The following is a 16,859-nucleotide window of genomic DNA, read 5'->3' as shown; positions in this document are numbered from 1 at the left end:
AGTGCCATGTCACACGCCACAGAGGAGACTCAGCCCATGACCACGTCACAGCGCAGCCCCTGGCACGGCGTCCTCGTCGCCACGCCGCTCCCGCTGAACGACGATCTCTCCGTCAACTACACCAAGTTCGCGGAGCATTGCGCCTGGCTCGTCGAGAACGGCTGCGACGGGGTCGTGCCCAACGGCTCGCTCGGCGAGTACCAGGTGCTCACCCCACAGGAGCGTGCCAAGGTCGTCGAGACGGCCGTCGCCGCGATCGGCGGGCAACGCGTGATGCCCGGCGTCGCCGCCTACGGCTCCGCCGAGGCCCGCCGCTGGGCAGAACAGGCCAAGGACGCCGGCTGCGCCTCCGTGATGCTGCTCCCGCCCAACGCGTACCGCGCCGACGAGCGTTCCGTCCTCGCCCACTACGAGGCGGTCGCCGCGGTGGGCCTCCCCGTCGTCGCCTACAACAACCCCATCGACACCAAGGTCGACCTGGTGCCGGAACTGCTCGCGAAGCTGCACCGCGAGGGGTTCGTCCGCGGGGTCAAGGAGTTCTCGGGAGACGTTCGGCGGGCGTACCGCATCGCCGAACTCGCCCCGGAATTGGACCTGTTGATCGGCGCCGACGACGTCCTGCTCGAACTGGCCCTGGCCGGCGCCAAGGGCTGGATCGCCGGGTACCCCAACATGCTGCCCGCCGCGTCCGTCGAGCTGTACCGCGCCGCCGTGTCCGGCGACCTCGCCACCGCGACCGCCCTCTACCGCCAGCTCCACCCGCTCCTGCGCTGGGACTCGCGCCCCGAGTTCGTTCAGGCCATCAAGCTGTCCATGGACATGATCGGCCGCCACGGAGGCCCCTGCCGCCCGCCGCGCATGCCACTTCTGCCCGAGCAGGAGAAGGCCGTGCGCGCCGCCACCGAACAGATGATCGCCGCCGGCCTCGTCTGAACCACGCGACCGCACCCGCACACGTCCACCGCAGCCACTTCCAGGGAGCAGCTTCCGACATGCGCAGCAAACTCGTCCTGCACGCGGTCGACTCGCACACCGAGGGCATGCCGACACGAGTGATCACCGGCGGCATCGGCACCGTCCCCGGCGCCACGATGAACGAACGCCGCCTGTACTTCCGCGAGCACCGCGACGACATCAAACAGCTCCTGATGAACGAGCCGCGCGGGCACGCCGCGATGAGCGGAGCGATCCTCCAGCCGCCGACCAGGCCCGACTGCGACTACGGCGTCATCTACATCGAGGTCTCCGGCTACCTCCCGATGTGCGGGCACGGGACGATCGGCGTCGCCACCGTCCTCGTGGAGACGGGCATGGTCGAGGTCGTCGAACCGGTCACCACCATCCGCCTCGACACACCCGCCGGGCTCGTCGTCGCAGACGTCGCCGTGGAGAACGGCGCGGCGAAGGCCGTCACCCTGAAGAACGTGCCCTCGTTCTCCGTCGGCCTCGACCGCGAGATCACCCTCGCCGACGGACGCACGATCACGTACGACCTGGCCTACGGCGGCAACTTCTACGCGATCCTGCCGCTCGACCGGTTCGGCCTGCCCTTCGAGCGCGAACGCAAGGACGACATCCTCGCGGCGGGGCTCGCGCTGATGGACGCGATCAACGCCAAGGACGAGCCCGTACACCCCGAGGACCCGTCCATCCGCGGCTGCCATCACGTCCACCTGTACGCGCCCGGGGCCACCGCCCGGTACTCCCGGCACGCGATGGCGATCCACCCCGGCTGGTTCGACCGTTCGCCCTGCGGCACGGGAACGAGCGCGCGCATGGCCCAGCTGCACGCGCGGGGTGAACTGCCGTTGCACACGGAGTTCGTGAACGAGTCGTTCATCGGCACCCAGTTCACCGGACGGCTGCTCGGCACCACCGACGTGGCCGGGATCCCGGCGGTGCTGCCCAGTTTCACCGGCCGCGCGTGGGTGACCGGGACGGCCCAGTACCTGCTCGATCCGGACGACCCCTTCCCGGCGGGCTTCGTCCTGTAGGACCCGTCCCGCGACAGCCACCCGTCCGTAGCACCTTTACCGCCACACCAGTCCCGTGGCACCCGTCCCGCAGTACCTCACCCACCACGGGATACTTGTGGAACGTGACATGTCACCTAGGAGGAACACCCCATGGCCGACCGGCGCAGCGCCCCGTCCGCGGCTCCCGCCCTGCCCAGCCTCGGCGGGACGCGCAGCAGCTACCGCGAGCGGGTCGCCGACGCGCTGCGCGCCGCGCTGATCGCCGGTGAGCTGCGGGCGGGCGAGGTGTACTCGGCGCCGACCCTCGCCGTCCGCTTCGGGGTGTCCGCGACCCCGGTGCGCGAGGCCATGCTCGACCTCGCGAAGGAAGGTCTCGTCGACGCGGTGCCGAACAAGGGCTTCCGGGTCACGGCCGTCTCCGAGAAGCAGCTCGACGAGTACAAGCACATCCGCTCGCTGATCGAGATCCCGACCACGGCGGAACTCGCCGCCACCGCCGACCTCGCGGCGCTGGAGGCACTGCGCCCGGTCGCGCGGGAGATCGTCGACGCGGCGGTGGCCGGCGACCTCATCGCGTACGTCGAGGCGGACATCCGTTTCCACCTGGGGCTGCTCGCTCTCTCCGGCAACGAGCACCTGGTCGAGGTGGTCGGCGACCTGCGCAAGCGCTCCCGGCTCTACGGGCTGAACGCGCTGGTCGAGGCGGGGCGTCTGGAGGCGTCGGCCGAGGAGCACCTGGAGATCCTCGACGCCCTGGTCGCCCGTGACGAGGAGGCGGTGCGTGCCGTGATGACCCGCCACCTCGGGCACGTGCGAGGGCTCTGGGCGCATTAGGCCACCGCCGGGGTGATCGGCCGTGTGACCCCGGCGCTCCCGTGTCGGCGCGGTGGGCTGCGGCGCGTGTCGTCGTAGCGTGGCCGCACTGCGGGCGGCGACGGGCGTCGGCGCGCACGACCGGGAGCCGTGGTGGTGTGGCATGTGCTGGAGTGCGACGGCCGATCTCGTGGCGGGCACCGCGATCGCGGGCGTGGGTGCCGTCTGCGTCGCACGGACGGTTCGCGCGCGACGGCCGCGCGACCTGCCGCTCGTCGCGCTGCCGCTGCTGCTGGGCGCCCATCAGATCGTCGAGTCCGTCCTGTGGCGGTCCGGTGGCGGGACGGGTTCGGCCACCCTCGCCTGGGCCGTGATCGCCCTTCCGGTCCTGGCCCTGTGGGTGCCCGTGGGGGTGGTGTGCGCGGCGCCCCGGTGCGCCCGCGGGCGGCTGCTGATCCCGCTCGCGGCCGGGGCCGTGACCGCGGCCGGACTCGCGTACGCGCTGGCGACCCGCACCGTGACCGCCGAGATCCGTGGGCACACCGTGGGGTACGCCCTGGGTCTGCCGCACGCCGGGCTTCTGGTCGCCGGGTACCTCCTGGCCACGGTCGGCTCCCTGCTCCTGTCCGCCGACCGCGGCCTCGTGCTGCTCGGTGTGCTGGTCGCGGTCGGCGCGGCGGTGTGTGTCGCGCTGTGGCGGTGGGAGTTCGTCTCGACGTGGTGCGCGTTCGCGGCCGTGTGCTCCGTCGTGCTGCTCCGGTGGACGGGCCGCGGCGCCGATCAGCGGATCAGAAGGCGTCCTCCGGCAGATCGACGGCCGTCCGGTCCAGGGACTGAAGAAGGCTGAACTGCGCCTCTGTCCTGGGCAGTTCATGCCGGAAGAAGTAGCGGCACGCGCCGCGCTTGCCCTCGTGGACGGCCTCCGTGCCGGACGCCGCCGCGAGGAGCTGCTCCAGCCACATCCAGGCGACGACGACGTGCCCGACGGCTTCGAGGTAGACGCTCGCGTTGGCCAGGGCGGTCTCCGGGTCGCCGGTCGACCACAGGTGCTGGGTCACGGCGACCGCACGGCGCACGGCGGTGTCGAGGCGGGCGCCGTACTCGGCGGCTTCTCCGCCCGTGTCGGCCGCGCGGGCGGTCGTCGCGGTGACGCGCTCCGCGAGGAGACGGAGCCCGGCCCCGCCGTCCATGACGACCTTGCGGCCGAGCAGGTCGAGACCGTGGATGCCGTGCGTGCCCTCGTGGATGGGGTTGAGACGGTTGTCGCGGTAGAACTGTTCGACGTTGTACTCGCGTGTGTAGCCGTAGCCTCCGTGGACCTGGATCGCGAGGCTGTTGGCCTCCAGGCACCACTGCGAGGGCCAGCTCTTGGCGATGGGGGTGAGTACGTCGAGCAGCAGCCGGGCCTGCGCGCGGGCCTCGGGCGTGGCGCCGGTGTGCTGCTCGTCGAGGAGCCGGCCGCAGTACAGGGTGAGCGCCAACGCCCCCTCCACGTAGGACTTCTGGGCCAGGAGCATCCTGCGGACGTCGGCGTGGGCGAGGATCGGGACCTGCGGCGCGGCCGGGTCCTTGCCCGCGAGAGGGCGGCCCTGCGGGCGCGTGCGGGCGTAGTCGAGAGCGTGCAGATAGCCTGTGTAGCCGAGGGCGGTGGCGCCCAGGCCGACGCCGATGCGGGCCTCGTTCATCATGTGGAACATGTAGGAGAGCCCGCGGTTCTCCTCGCCGACGAGATATCCGACGGCGCCCGGCGCCCCGCCCGGCCGGTGGGCGCCTTCACCGAAGTTGAGGAGGGTGTTCGTCGTGCCCCGGTACCCCATCTTGTGGTTGAGGCCCGCCAGGACCACGTCGTTGCGTTCGCCGAGGGAACCGTCCTCGCGCACCAGGAACTTGGGGACGATGAACAGGGACAGGCCCTTCACGCCGGCCGGCCCGTCCGGGTTCCTGGCGAGGACGAGGTGCACGATGTTCTCCGACAGCTCGTGCTCGCCGCCGGAGATCCACATCTTGTTCCCGAAGAGGCGGTACGTCCCGTCCTCCTGCCGCTCGGCCCGCGTGCGCACGTCGGCGAGCGACGATCCGGCCTGTGGCTCCGAGAGGCACATGGTGCCCAGGAACCGTCCCTCCACCATGGGGCGTACGAAGGTGTCGATCTGTTCCTTCGAGCCGTGTGCGAGGACGAGGTTGGCGTTGCCGATCGTGAGGAACGGGTACGCGGCCGTGCCGACGTTCGCGGCCTGGAACCAGGCGAAGCACGCGTCGGCGACCACCGACGGCAGCTGCCCGCCGCCCACCTCGTGGTCCATGGTGCTCGCGATGAGCCCCGACTCCCCGAAGACCCGCAGGGCCTCCTTCACCTCGGGGATGATGTGGACCCGCTCCCCGTCGAAGGTGGGCTCCTGTGTGTCGTTCTTCTTGTTGTGCGGGGCGAAGTGCCGCGTCGCGATCTGCTCGCTCAGTTCGAGCGCCGCGTCGAAGGTCTCGCGGGAGTGGTCCGCGTACCGCTCGCGGGACGTGAGCGCGCAGACGTCGAGCCACTCGTACAGCAGGAACTCGAGATCGCGGCGGGACAGCAGCAGGGATGCCATGCGTTTACTCCAGGCGCACTGGTCGTGACGGGCGGTACGGAACCGCGGGGCCGGGGGCCCCGCCCCCCTCAGCGTACTAAGCAGTCGCTTATTTCGGCCAGTGGGTGACGGGGGTAACGCTGCCGGGCACCGCTGGGTAGGGTTCCGCCCGAAGGGGGAATGCCGTGACAGGGGAACCTGCGAGCCGGACAGTTCTGGACGACGGGCAGATCAGGCACCTCGAACTGATCCAGGCCGTCGTCGCGCGGATGGGCAACAACTCGTTCCTGATCAAGGGCTGGGCACTGACCCTGATGGGTGCGCTGCTCGCCTTCGCCGCCGGGAACGAGAGCCGGACGGTGGCGGCCACCGGCTTCGTCCCCATCGTGGCGTTCTGGCTGCTCGACGGGTATTTCCTGTACAAGGAGCGGCTGTTTCGACGGCTCTACGACAAGGTGCGGCGGCCGGGGGGCGGTATAGAGCCGTTCAGCCTCGACGCGAGCGCCGGCGCGGAGCGGGCCGGCGCGCTACGCGCGGCGGGTTCCCTGACGGTCGCACTCTTCTACGGCGGCCTCGCCCTGGCCCAGCTCATCGCCCTGGTTGTCCTGTTCTAGGGCCTTGGACAGCCGGCTCGCCGCGTCGTCCAGGGCGAGGGGCGACCCGTCGTCGGGGGCGGGCCAGATGGCGCCCATCCGGTCGTTCGCGAATCGCGGGACGACATGGACGTGGAGGTGCGGCACCGTCTGGGTCGCGACTGCCCCTGACGACTGGATGACGTTGAGCCCGTCGGGCCGGAAGACCGCACGCACGGCGTGCGCGACCCGAAGCACCTCACGGGTCACGGCCGTTGCCGTCTCCTCGTCCAGCTCCCAGATGTCCTCCAGGTGGCGCCGCGGCACGACGAGGACATGGCCTGGATGGACCGGGCGCAGCGGCAGGAAGGCGATGACGTCCGGGCCGGCCGCGACCAGGCGCGCCGGACGCGTACCCGCGGCGATGTGGCAGAACGGGCAGTCGCCCGCCGGTCTTCGGTTCGGTGTCACGTGTGTGGGGGCCATGCCGCGACGATACGGTCCACCAGTTCGTGCACGGCGGTCACGGTCTCGTCGGGAGCGTTGGCGCCGCCGGGGTCGACCAGCGTGAGCGCCCGGGCCATGGCACGGAAAAGGTCGGGCGTGGCCTGGTCGAAGGCGAAGTTCACGAGCAGGTGCACCCGTCTTCTGAGCGGGTCGACGAACTGCGTGACCGCGGGACGGTGCGCCTGGTCGACGTCCCGGAGCACGGCTTCGACCCAGGGCGTGTACCGCGTGGGCTCACGCAGCGGGCCGGTCGTCAGGGCCTCGATCAGCCGCGTCTTGTCGGAGGCCGACGGGTGAGAGGCGGTGGTCGCGAGCGGGGGTTCGGCGGGTCGGGCCGGAGCCTCGGGCGGGTCGGGAGAGACGCGGGGCTCCGGCACGGGGGAGAGCGTGGGGGTGTGCCCGGCCCGCTCGGGTGGTGCCGGATCCGGTTCGGACTCAAGCGTCGGCTGTGGCTGTGGCTGTGGCTGTGGCTGTGGCTGTGGCCGTGGCTCGGGATCGGGGTGCGGCTGGGCATCGCGGCTGTCAGGGCCCGAACCCGAAAGCGACGTGTCCCCCGTGTCCCACTCGCCGAAAGCGAGCGGCAGGTCGCGTACGGCGTCCGCGTCGAGCGCCGGAAGATCACGGTCCGCCGCGTCGATCATGGTGTCGGCGAGCCTGCGGATGAAGGCCGCGGCCTTCTTCTTGTCCTCGCGCAGCAGATCGATCAGGTTGTCCGGGGCCTTGCTCCCCCCGAACAGCGCGGGCGAGCTGTACTGGATCGCGGCCAGGTCCTTGGGGAGCGGGCCGCGCGGCTTGACCCAGAAGAGCGGCAGGATGGCGACCGGCTCGTCCCCCGGCGAACGTCCGGCCCGGCGGGCGCGCTCCGTCATCACGGCCCACTCCCGCCGGCACCACTCGCTCTCGAAGTAGTCCGCGGTGATCAGCGCGACCAGCAGCCGCGTCGAGCGGATCGCCTCGACCATCGGTTCCCGCCAGGTGAGGCCGAGCTGGAGACTGCGGCGGTCCAAGAAGCCCGTACTCGTCACATTGCGGCCGCGCTTGATGCGCAGCTCCTGTTCGAGCTGCTCGTGGAACTCGGCGACATGGTCCTGGTCGTCCTCCCGGTTCGCGTAGCTGGTGAAGAAGAACGGGGCATCGGCGGGGTGTGGGGGCAGCACGGCGCGTATCGGCTCCTTGTTCTCGTTCCAGTTCGCCGCCGCCGGGCCGATCAGCGCCCGGACGAGTTGCGTCTCGTGGCGGCCGGCCCTGTCCTCGAAGGCTTTGGCGAGGGCCAGCAGGACATCGGGGGTGTCCCGGCTGAGGGCGATGGACACCAGGCCGACGACGCGCGTGCGGATGGTCTCCGTCTCCGACGGCAGGCCGGACGACACCGCCGCCCGCCGGTCGATGGCCTCGATCCAGGCACGGTAGCTGCGGAGGTCCCTGCAGACCGGCGAGGACAGCAGGGTGTCGATGAGGGTCTCCCGGTCCTGGGCGCTCATCCGCACATGCCCCGGCGGCTGCGGCGGTGCGGGCCGCGTGGGCGCGGGCGCGAGCCGTACGGCGTCGGCGAGGGTGACGCACGCGGCGGGCGGGGTGCCGCGGCGGATCTGCTCGGCCACCGCGATGATCTGCTGCGGATGTCCCGCGAAGGTGCGGGCGAGATCCTCGGCCACGGGCTGCCGGATCTCGGCCAACTGACGGAAGAGGCTGGCCACTTCGGACGGGTCCAGGTCGCCGACGGGCAGCCGGGCGGCCTCCTCCCAGGCCGTGCCCGGCGGGCGGGAGGTGACCAGGATCCGGGCGTCGCCGGCCGGGAAGAAGTCCTGGATGAGGTCGGGATCGGCCACGTTGTCGTACAGGAGGAGCCACTTGTCGTCGGGCCGTGCGGGGATCTCCGAGACGCGCAGGACCTCGCGGTACCGGGTGTGCAGCTCGTCCGTCCCCCGCTCGACCAACTGCCGCAGCCGACGGGGATCGCTCTCGTGCGAGCAGTTGAACCACCAGGCCACGCGGTAGCGCATGCGGTAGCGGTGGCAGTAGGTGATCGCCGCCTCCGACTTGCCGTACCCGTGCTGCCGGTCGGCCGGGTCGTGGAGGAGGACCGCGCGATGGTCCTCGAACAGGCCCTGGATGGCGGCGATCTCCTCGTCGCGGCCGACGAACGGCGTCGCCTGCACCGGCAGGTTCGAGATCGGCGGCGGATCGGTGGCGGAACGTCTCGACCCGGTCAATGCGCTTCCCCCGCCGGATCGCGGGGCGTCGAACCCGCCGTGTCCATGACTCCTTCGCGCAGCCGTTCGGCCTGGTCGGGTCCTGACCCCTCCAGCGTCAGGACCTTGACGCCGCGTACGAGAACGGGCCGGGGCGCCGCGTCGATCTGCACGGCGACGAGCCAGGACGGGTCGGAGACGGGCGGGTCGAAGGCGGCCTCCCAGTCGGTGGGTGCCGTGTTCCCCGCGTCGAAATAGCTGCGGGAGAAGACGACCACGACGCGGTCGACCCCGTCCCGTGCGCGCTCCACGGCCTGCGACAGGGTCTCGCGCCCGACCCGCCGGCGTCGCTGCCGCACGGTGTGGCCCTCCTCGCGCAGCACCCCGTCCATCCAGTCGGCCCACGCCTGGTCGGCGCCGACGTAGCTGATGGCGACCGAGAGTGGCTCACCGGCGGCGCTCTCGTGCCGGGGGTCGGGCTGCGCGGGCACCCTGAGGTGGGGGCCGCTCGGGCTGGTGGCGCCGTGCGCGGAGCCGAACGCGGGGAGCATGTCGCGTTCTTCGTCGGCCCCGAGCGGTGCCAGCCCGGCGCGTCCGGCCTCCAGGATGCTCTTCGTCAGCTGCTCGACGAACACGTAGTACCGCTCGTCGGCGCCCGGGTCCGACGACGACACCAGGGACTCCAGGCCCTGCTCCCTGAGCCAGTCGAAGGCGCCGGGCCCGGGGAACGACTCGGAGCGGCGCACCTCCTGCGGGATCTGACGCTCGGCCACGGGCTTCCAGCAGACCGGAATGAGACAGCCGGGGACCTGGATGCCCTCGATGCGCGCGCGGCGGCGCATCCGGGACTGGATGACGGCCCACTCCAGTCCGCAGCCGCGGTCCAAGAAGTACTTGGGGGAGTAGAGCGCGATCATCACGCCGGCCTTGGTGATGGCGCCGCTCGGCACCGTGCCGGGGTTCATCGCCGCGCCGAGCGCGCCGCTGATGCCGTAACCCTCCTGCGCCCGCAGCCGGTACTCCAGATCGGCGTGGAAGCGGGTGAGTGCGGGCCAGCCGTCGCCGCGGGTGCAGCTCGTGTAGAAGAAAGCGGATGGATCCACGCGCCCTCACAAACTGCCGCCGGGGTCGGCCGGGTCAACACCTTTGAGAATAGGCCGCGTTCACCGCGGTGGGTAGCGGGACGCGTCACCCGCCCGTGGCCGGCTCGCCCCCCGGCGCCGACACGTCCACCAGCTCCGACTCGCCCTTCGGCGTGAGCCGCAGGATCGGGACCGCCTTGTCGCGCGGGTCCCCGTTGTCCTTGAACGACAGGAAGCCGCTCGCGCCGGGCACCTTGCGGTCCCCGTCGAGCTGGAGGAACATCCGGCCGACCGAGCGCCCCGTCACCTCACCCTGCCAGTTGGACGCCATCCGGATCGCCTGCGCCGCCGTGAGCACCGCGTCGTGACCCATGATGTCCTGGCCGTCGTAACGAGTGTCGTCGGGGAACCACTTGTCGAGAGCGCCGCCCGGCTGGAAGCTGCCGGCCGACGGTCCCGAGACCGCCCCCGGGTCGTTGCGCCACATGTCCGCGTGAGCCAGGCCGGTGTAGAGCATCGTCACGCCGGTGCGCGCGGCGGCATCGAGTTCCTTGGGCGTCAGGTTCGTCGTGTCGTCGCCGGTGAGCACGGTGAAGTTCCGCGACTGGCAGGTGCGATTGGCGAGCGCGTTCAGGAAGTGTGACAAATGGCGTCCACGCCCCGCGAAATAGACCACATCAGGTCGCTCGCCACACAACTGCTCAGCGGTGTAATGGAGTTCGTTGGGCCAGGCCGAGGGCACCGAGGAGTCGTACGTGATCCGGTCCGCGACGAGACGGTGCTTCTTGTCCGGGTACTCCGCGCTGAACGCGTCGCCGAGGGTGGACGCGTAGAGGTCGTCCTTGTCGGCGTCCTGGATGACGACGGCGGTGCGGTACTTGTTCTTCTGCCGCTTGAGGTACGCGGCCCCCGCCCGCGCCTCGTCCGCGTTGGTCGGCGCGACCCGCACGAAGCCCTGTATCCCCTTTATGTCGGTGGCCGTCATGATGCTGGAGACCGTCGCGATGCCGCTCCGCGACAGCTTGCGCAGCGCCGCCACGTCCGGACCGGTGCTCGGGCCGAGGCCCGCCACGGCGACGAGCCGGTCGGGAGCACCCTTGCGGGCGATCAACTCGTCGACGGTGTGCTCCCAATGGCGCGCCCCACTACCGGTGTTGGCGACGAGCAGCCGGATCTTCGGGGAGGCGGCGAGGTCGCCCGTGTTGTGCCGGACCTGCGCGAGATAGGCACCTTCCAGCTCGTGCCGTACGGAGTCCTCGGAGTTGCTGTCGTCGTCGGTGACGGTGAACGAGGTGAGGTAGGCGACGGTGACGTACGGGTCCGTGCCGCGATGCTGGTAGACCCGCTTGTTCTCCTCCTCGATCTTCTTCTCGACCCGCTTGAGATGTCCGGCGAACGTGTACGAGCCGTCGGTGACGCCGACGCACTCGCGGCCCGGGTCCAGATGCGTCACGCCGTCGGCGCAGCGGGCACGGGCGTCCGAGACCTTGCCGACGATCACGAATCCGGCGACGGACAACACCACGGCGAGCGCCACGCCGGCCGCGACCAGCTTCACCGTCCGCCAGGACCACTCGCGCCACCGGGGCCGGGCCAGAGGACTCATGTCCCGCTCCCGAGCACCGGCGACGTACGGGTGGGTGTCGCGAGCCGGTAGCGCTCCGCCTCGTTGACCAGAGCCACGTTGTAGTTCCTCCACAGTCGGGACAGGTGCACGAAGCCGTCGGCGAGCACAGGGCTGAGCTGCCGGCCCGGATCCGTGAGCGGGTCGCTCCACAGCCAGCGCGCCACCACCAGATCGCGGATCACGGCGGGCACCGTGACCTGGTCGCCGGGGTCGGAAGGAGCGAGCCGCGCCCGCAGTTCCAGCGGGCCGCCGGGGTGGGCGAGCCGGTTGGGGGCCGAGGTGATGGCGTGGAAGGCGCTGAGCCACTCCTCCGTCTCCGCCGTGTTGCGCAGGGTCACGAGATACTCGGCGACCTCGTCCACCCTTTCCAGCGCCAGAAGATGGTAGAGCTCCTGAACGCGCTGCTCCCCGTTCGCGTAATGCTCCGCGAGGACCTCGTGCGCGGTGTCCCAGGCGCCGGCCCGCCCGGCCAGGTGCCACAGCAGCATCCGCCGGAGCCAGGGATGGAGGGACAGGGTGCCGGGAGCGCTCAGCAGCCAGCGGCTGCGGATGTCGGTGAACAGCTCCGCCCCGCGCCCGAGCAGCTGCGCGCCCACGAACAGGTCCTCGGCGGCGGCACATTGGGCGAGGCGGTCGCGGTCCGCCGCGTCGAAGTCGGCGAGCAGGTCGTCGAGCGCGGCGTCCACGAGCAACGGCTTGCGCCCCCCGGCCGACACGGTGCGGTGCGGCAGATCGCGCAGCCAGAGGTTCTGCCGCGGGCCGGGCACCTGGGGCACGTTCGGCCCGCCGAGCACCTCGAAGACCTGCTGGACCGCCTTGGGCAGACCGCCCGTCAGCCGGTGGACGAACGGCGCGAGCGTGGTGAACGGCGTGAGTTCGGGGTGGGTGTTGAGCTGCTGCTCGACATGGATGCGCACCTCGTCGCGGTCGAGGTCGCGCATGCGCAGCGGATACCACCACGTGTCCTGGCCGTCCCCGGAGGGGCGGTGCTCGTGCCAGTCGGCGAGCGAGGCCCGGTCGGGCTCGCGCGGCTGCCAGGGCCACTCCTCGCCGGTCGCGGGGCCCCAGCGGGGCAGCCACCGGTTGCAGCCCGCGACGACGGACAGCGGGTCGCACGGACGGCGTCCGAGCGCGGTGTCGTCGTGCCGCGCCTGAAGCAGCAGATCGAGGAACTCACGGCCGTGGTCGGTGTGCGTCTCGTCGAGCAGCAGCAGATACGAGCGCGGCCGGAACAGCCCCTTGACGCTGGTGCGCAGGTCCTCCAGGAAGGCCGAGCAAAGGAGTTGGTCGAGCCGGAGCTTGTCGCGCTCGTCGCCCTGGTGGCGCCAGCGGTTGAGTTCGAGCAGGGACTCCCACGGGTCGGAACTGTGGGTGAGGCGGTGCTGCCCGAACCAGGCCGCGGCCGCGTGGTCCCAGCGCCCGGCCCAGGACCGCGCGGACGTGTCGGTCGCCGCGGAGAGCAGCGCCCGCGCACTCCGGCTCGCCCCTTCGGGCGCGTCGATCGAGGCCTGGGCGACCGTCAGATAGGCGGCCAGATAGTCGCCGTGCCGGTGCTTGGCCTTCTTCTCGAGATCCGTGAGGGCGCCCCGGATACCACGCTGCCCGCCGGTGAGGGCCTGGTGCGGAAGGTCCTGGTCGGAGGCGAGGAGCCCGAGGGCCAGGCGCGGGAACGCCGTGTGCCGGTAGCTCGGCAGATCCCGGGCCAGCTGCCGTGCCAGCAGACCGAGGGCGTAGCGCGGCAGCAACTCCTGGCCCGAGGCGAACTTGACGTATCCGAAGGGGTACTGGCCTCCGAACTGCTCCATCAGGACGCACAGCAGCTCGCTGGTTCCGCTGCCGCGCGGCCCGAGCAGCATCGTCAGCGGACGCTCCGCGGCGCGGTCGAGCGCGAGCGTCGACTCCACGAGCGAGACGATGCCTCCGCGCCCTCGCACGCCGGTGACTGCCGAGTGCTCCGTCACGGCCCCTGCTCCCTCGTCTCTCGGTGATCTGCAGGGCATCAGTGCAGCGAGAATGCCACAGGAGGCACTCCGTGACGTCAAGTATTCCTGTTTCGCGCGGAGTTGGCTGATCTTTACATGTAACAGGCCGCTGCCGGCACCGCGACGACCCGCGCCCGGGGTGGGGCACGGGTCGTCGCGGCACCGCGCGTCTACACCTCCGCGATGCGCCGCCCCGCCCAGTCCGGGGCCGGCTCCGTCAGCTCGTCGAAGCGCTCGCGGACCTCGTCGGGGAACGGCGCCGCGCGCCCCGCCTTCTGATCGACGTGCACCGCGAGCAACTCCGTCGTGGCGACCGGCTGCGCGTCCTCGGCGGGTTCCGCGCCCGGAGCCGCGACGACGTACATCTCGTGGGTGAAGCGCGCCTTCTTGGCGGCGGCGCCCAGGACCCGGCTGCGGACGGCGAGCGCCGACCCCTCCGGGACGTCGCGCAGAAAGCGCAGGTGCGACTCGACCGTGTACAGGGAACAGCCGGTGGACTCGCGGTACCCGGAGTGCAGGCCCGTCTCGATCATCAGCGCGTCGGTGGCGTGCCCGAAGACGAGGACGTAGAACGCCTCGCTCATATGGCCGTTGTAGTCGATCCACTCGGCGCGCACCGTGCGGTGCAGCAGGGGCAGCCCTGTCACTTTCCGGCCTCCTTCCGGGCGCCGGGCAGGCGGCCCGTCGCCCGCAGTACGTCGATGACGCCCTGGTCACGCTCGGCCACGAGATCGGCGATGGTCCGCCCGGCCGCCGCGTCGTCGCAGCCGGCGACCACGGAGTCGTACAGCGCCTTGTCGAGCTCCGGGGCTTCCAGACGGGTCCACGGAGACTTCAGCGAGGGGCCGAAGTGGTCCAGCATGTGCGCCATGCCACCCTCACCGCCCGCGAGCGCGAACGTCAGCATCGGCCCCATGAAAGCCCACCGCAGACCGGGACCCTCCGTGATGGAGTCGTCGATCTCCTTCACCGTGGCCTCGCCGTTGGCGACCATGTGCAGGGCCTCGCGCCACAGGGCCTCCTGAAGGCGGTTGGCGATGAAGCCGGGCACCTCGCGGTCCATCGTGATGACCGACTTGCCCGCCACCTCGTAGAAGCGGGACGCCCACGCCACCGCCTCCGCCGAGGTCCGCTCGCCGCCGACCACCTCGACCAGCGGGATGAGGTACGGCGGGTTGAACGGGTGCCCCACGACGAGGCGGCCCGCACCCTCCGCGTCCGTCTGCATGTCCGTCATCGGATAGCCCGACGTGGACGAGGCGATGACGACCCCGGGCGGCGTCGCCGCGTCCAGACGAGCCAGCAGATCGCGCTTCAGATCCAGCTTCTCCGGGGCGCTCTCCTGCACGAACTCGGCGTCCGCCACGGCCTCTTCGAGAGTGGCCGTCACCCTGAGACGGTCCGTGGACGCCCCGTCGGCGAGGCCCAGCTGCGTGAGCGCGGGCCACGCGGCGTCGACGAGACGGCGCAGCCGCAGCTCCGCGTCGGGCGCCGGGTCCCAGGCCGTGACGTCGTAGCCGCGGGCCAGGAAGTGGGCGACCCAGCCGCCGCCGATCACCCCGGCGCCCACACAGGCGACGCGGCGTACGTTCTCGGGCGCAAGTGACGTCGTCATCAGGCGGCCCCTTCCTGGGCCAGGGCCCGGCCGCGAGGCTTGAGGCCGAGCTTCTGGCGGGCCTCGTCCGGGGTGGCGACGCGCGCGCCCATCGCCTCGACGATCGTCACGGCGCGCTCGACGAGCTGCGCGTTGGTGGCCTTGACACCCTTGCCGAGATAGAGGTTGTCCTCCAGGCCGACGCGGACGTGCCCGCCGAGCACGACGGACTGCGCGACCCACGGCATCTGCATCCGGCCCAGCGCGAAGCTCGCCCACTGCGCGCCCTCGGGCAGCATGTTGACCATCGACTGGAGCACGCCCGGGTCGGCGGGGGCGCCCCACGGGATGCCCATGCAGAGCTGGAACACGGTCGGGTCGTCGAGCAGGCCCTCGGCGAGCAACTGCTTGGCGAACCAGAGGTGACCCGTGTCGAAGATCTCCAACTCGGGCCGCACCCCCAGCTCCTGGATGCGCCGGGCGCCCGCGCGGAGCATGTCCGGAGTGGAGACGTAGAGGTTGCTGCCGTCGCCGAAGTTGAGAGAGCCGCAGTCCAGGGTGCAGATGTCGGGGAGCAGGTCCTCGACGTGCGGGAGCCTTGCGAGGCCGCCGACGAGGTCGGTCCCCGGCAGCTGCTTCAGCGGCTCGTCCGGGTCGATGACCAGGTCACCGCCCATTCCGGCCGTGAGGTTGATGACGACGTCGGTGCCGGTCTCCTTGATCCGCTCGACGACCTCGCGGTACAGCCGCGGGTCGCGCGAGGGCGCTCCGGTCTCGGGGTCGCGCACGTGGATGTGGACCTCGGCCGCGCCCGCGTCCGCCGCCTCCACCGCGGAGCGGGCTATCTGCTCGGGGGTGACCGGTACGTGGGGGCTCTTGCGGACGGTGTCGCCGGCGCCGGTGAGGGCGCAGGTGATGATGACGTCCTGGTTCATGGGCATGCGGACATCGCTCCTTGGGCCCGAAGGCCGTTGGGGGCAGGGAATTGTGAGGGAAAGTCAGGTCAGCTGGGGGCGGGCGCGGTCAGGGTGCTGTCGACGTACGCGAGCAGAGCCGTGTGCATCGCCTCGGCGTCGGTGCCGGGGGCACCGGGAGCCGTGGCGAGCACCTGGGTGGCCAGGCCGTCGATCAGGGCGGTGAGCGCGAGCGCCGCCGCCTCCGGGTCGACGGGTCTGAACGAACCCCGCGCGACGCCGCGCCGCACCACGTCGGCGACGGTCTCGCGCCACTGCCGGTAGTACTCGGCGTGCAGTCCGCCGACCGCCGTGGAGCGGGCCGCCTCGGCCCACAGGTCCAGCCACACCGCCCACTGTCTGCGCTGCTGCGCGGTGCGCGGTGTCTGGAGCGCGATGAGCTGGCGCAGTTCGTCGGCCGGGTCCGCCGCGTCGGCGGTGCGCGCCGCCCGGTGGGCGGTGTCCTCGTCCATGCACCACCGCACGGCGGCCTCGAGGAGTTCCGCGCGGCCGGGGAAGTGGTAGTGGATGGCGGCCGTGCTGGTCGCGCAGGCCTCGGCGATGTCGGAGACCCGTACGGCGTGGAAGCCGCGTTCGGCGATCAGGCGGACCGTCTCGCGCACGATCTGCGAGGGGCGGCCGCCCTCGATCGGGACGGCGGCGCCCACCGGGCGGGCCGGGGGCCGGTGGCGTGTGCCGAGCAGTCGGCCCGCGTCCACCTGCCCCTCGTCGGCGATCCGGGCCAGCTCGGCGGCTGTGAAGCGGCGCGTGCCGCTCAGGGACCGGGAGAGCTTGGAGGGGTCCATGACGATCCGCCGGGCGAACTCGCGCTGGCTCACCCCGGCGGCGGTGATCACCTCCCGCACCCGGGCGGCGACCTCGTCTCGGTTCTCGTCTTCGTGCTCCACGGTCGACGACCCTAGCCCCGCGTTGAGCAGATCTCAACACTGGGCCCTGTATCAGTACAGATCAGTCGGTGTATTGCGCTTCTGACTGG

General features: G+C 71.5%; 15 protein-coding genes. 5 read left to right on the top strand and 10 right to left on the bottom strand.

Translation table 11 applies throughout. The annotated features are described in order from the left end of the window. The first annotated feature begins 36 nt into the window (after window positions 1-36). The 4 genes from ACFC96_RS05370 to ACFC96_RS05355 all read left to right on the top strand — a co-directional run bounded on the left by ACFC96_RS05370 (window position 37) and on the right by ACFC96_RS05355 (window position 3,636). Window positions 37-933 (top strand): dihydrodipicolinate synthase family protein, encoded by an 897-nt coding sequence (locus ACFC96_RS05370; protein WP_376254840.1) that lies wholly within the window; start codon window positions 37-39, stop codon window positions 931-933. Window positions 934-992: 59 nt separating this feature from the next. Continuing rightward, window positions 993-1,994: a proline racemase family protein gene (locus tag ACFC96_RS05365; RefSeq protein WP_340457099.1), complete on the top strand. Its 1,002-nt coding sequence runs from the start codon at window positions 993-995 to the stop codon at window positions 1,992-1,994. A 132-nt stretch (window positions 1,995-2,126) separates the two neighbouring features. Next, window positions 2,127-2,810 (top strand): GntR family transcriptional regulator, encoded by a 684-nt coding sequence (locus ACFC96_RS05360; RefSeq protein WP_340457100.1) that lies wholly within the window; start codon window positions 2,127-2,129, stop codon window positions 2,808-2,810. 142 nt (window positions 2,811-2,952) lie between these two features. Continuing rightward, complete coding sequence (locus ACFC96_RS05355) at window positions 2,953-3,636, top strand: DUF6629 family protein (protein ID WP_376610541.1); 684 nt, start codon at window positions 2,953-2,955, stop codon at window positions 3,634-3,636. Here ACFC96_RS05355 and ACFC96_RS05350 read toward each other — a convergent pair. After that, complete coding sequence (locus ACFC96_RS05350; protein ID WP_376610329.1) at window positions 3,578-5,374, bottom strand: acyl-CoA dehydrogenase; 1,797 nt, start codon at window positions 5,372-5,374, stop codon at window positions 3,578-3,580. The two genes, ACFC96_RS05355 and ACFC96_RS05350, sit on opposite strands and share 59 nt — an antisense overlap. Window positions 5,375-5,538: 164 nt before the next feature. On the opposite strand from ACFC96_RS05350, the gene ACFC96_RS05345 reads away from it, so the two are divergent. Beyond that, on the top strand, window positions 5,539-5,967 hold the full coding sequence (locus tag ACFC96_RS05345; protein WP_340457102.1) for a hypothetical protein: 429 nt from the start codon (window positions 5,539-5,541) through the stop codon (window positions 5,965-5,967). Here ACFC96_RS05345 and ACFC96_RS05340 read toward each other — a convergent pair. From ACFC96_RS05340 to ACFC96_RS05300, 9 genes are all read right to left on the bottom strand, one after another. Continuing rightward, on the bottom strand, window positions 5,881-6,411 hold the full coding sequence (locus ACFC96_RS05340; protein WP_340457103.1) for an HIT family protein: 531 nt from the start codon (window positions 6,409-6,411) through the stop codon (window positions 5,881-5,883). The genes ACFC96_RS05345 and ACFC96_RS05340 overlap by 87 nt on opposite strands. Then, on the bottom strand, window positions 6,393-8,645 hold the full coding sequence (locus ACFC96_RS05335; RefSeq protein WP_376610327.1) for a TIR domain-containing protein: 2,253 nt from the start codon (window positions 8,643-8,645) through the stop codon (window positions 6,393-6,395). Before ACFC96_RS05335 ends, ACFC96_RS05340 begins: the two co-directional genes overlap by 19 nt. Continuing rightward, window positions 8,642-9,727, bottom strand: a complete 1,086-nt coding sequence (locus ACFC96_RS05330; protein ID WP_340457106.1) for a TIR domain-containing protein — start codon at window positions 9,725-9,727, stop codon at window positions 8,642-8,644. The genes ACFC96_RS05335 and ACFC96_RS05330 overlap by 4 nt, the downstream gene beginning before the upstream one ends. 85 nt (window positions 9,728-9,812) lie before the next feature. Next, window positions 9,813-11,312: a branched-chain amino acid ABC transporter substrate-binding protein gene (locus tag ACFC96_RS05325; RefSeq protein WP_376610325.1), complete on the bottom strand. Its 1,500-nt coding sequence runs from the start codon at window positions 11,310-11,312 to the stop codon at window positions 9,813-9,815. Then, window positions 11,309-13,294, bottom strand: coding sequence for a hypothetical protein (locus ACFC96_RS05320; RefSeq protein WP_340457108.1), 1,986 nt, complete (start codon window positions 13,292-13,294; stop codon window positions 11,309-11,311). The genes ACFC96_RS05325 and ACFC96_RS05320 overlap by 4 nt, the downstream gene beginning before the upstream one ends. Before the next feature lie 191 nt (window positions 13,295-13,485). Beyond that, complete coding sequence (locus ACFC96_RS05315; protein ID WP_340457109.1) at window positions 13,486-13,962, bottom strand: thioesterase family protein; 477 nt, start codon at window positions 13,960-13,962, stop codon at window positions 13,486-13,488. After that, the gene (locus tag ACFC96_RS05310) at window positions 13,959-14,930 is read right to left on the bottom strand and encodes a 3-hydroxyacyl-CoA dehydrogenase NAD-binding domain-containing protein (RefSeq protein WP_376254811.1); all 972 of its coding nucleotides are present in this window, start codon (window positions 14,928-14,930) and stop codon (window positions 13,959-13,961) included. Before ACFC96_RS05310 ends, ACFC96_RS05315 begins: the two co-directional genes overlap by 4 nt. Beyond that, window positions 14,930-15,850 carry a 3-keto-5-aminohexanoate cleavage protein gene (locus tag ACFC96_RS05305; protein ID WP_376610322.1) on the bottom strand — a complete coding sequence of 307 codons (921 nt, stop codon included), beginning with the start codon at window positions 15,848-15,850 and terminating at the stop codon, window positions 14,930-14,932. Before ACFC96_RS05305 ends, ACFC96_RS05310 begins: the two co-directional genes overlap by 1 nt. Before the next feature lie 62 nt (window positions 15,851-15,912). Continuing rightward, the gene (locus ACFC96_RS05300; RefSeq protein ID WP_340457112.1) at window positions 15,913-16,770 is read right to left on the bottom strand and encodes a TetR/AcrR family transcriptional regulator; all 858 of its coding nucleotides are present in this window, start codon (window positions 16,768-16,770) and stop codon (window positions 15,913-15,915) included. Between the last annotated feature and the right edge of the window lie 89 nt (window positions 16,771-16,859).

Source organism: Streptomyces sp. NPDC055955, from assembly GCF_042270245.1.
Taxonomy (GTDB): domain Bacteria; phylum Actinomycetota; class Actinomycetes; order Streptomycetales; family Streptomycetaceae; genus Streptomyces.
Note: the sequence above shows the minus strand (reverse complement) of the source record. Positions and strands in the feature narration are given on the sequence as shown.

Excerpts from the sequence above, each read along its gene's own strand:
- ACFC96_RS05370 (WP_376254840.1), top strand. The coding sequence starts at position 37 with ATGACCACGTCACAGCGCAGCCCCTGGCACGGCGTCCTCGTCGCCACG.
- ACFC96_RS05365 (WP_340457099.1), top strand. The coding sequence starts at position 993 with ATGCGCAGCAAACTCGTCCTGCACGCGGTCGACTCGCACACCGAGGGC.
- ACFC96_RS05360 (WP_340457100.1), top strand. The coding sequence starts at position 2,127 with ATGGCCGACCGGCGCAGCGCCCCGTCCGCGGCTCCCGCCCTGCCCAGC.
- ACFC96_RS05355 (WP_376610541.1), top strand. The coding sequence starts at position 2,953 with ATGTGCTGGAGTGCGACGGCCGATCTCGTGGCGGGCACCGCGATCGCG.
- ACFC96_RS05350 (WP_376610329.1), bottom strand. The coding sequence starts at position 5,374 with ATGGCATCCCTGCTGCTGTCCCGCCGCGATCTCGAGTTCCTGCTGTAC.
- ACFC96_RS05340 (WP_340457103.1), bottom strand. The coding sequence starts at position 6,411 with ATGGCCCCCACACACGTGACACCGAACCGAAGACCGGCGGGCGACTGC.
- ACFC96_RS05325 (WP_376610325.1), bottom strand. The coding sequence starts at position 11,312 with ATGAGTCCTCTGGCCCGGCCCCGGTGGCGCGAGTGGTCCTGGCGGACG.
- ACFC96_RS05310 (WP_376254811.1), bottom strand. The coding sequence starts at position 14,930 with ATGACGACGTCACTTGCGCCCGAGAACGTACGCCGCGTCGCCTGTGTG.
- ACFC96_RS05305 (WP_376610322.1), bottom strand. The coding sequence starts at position 15,850 with ATGCCCATGAACCAGGACGTCATCATCACCTGCGCCCTCACCGGCGCC.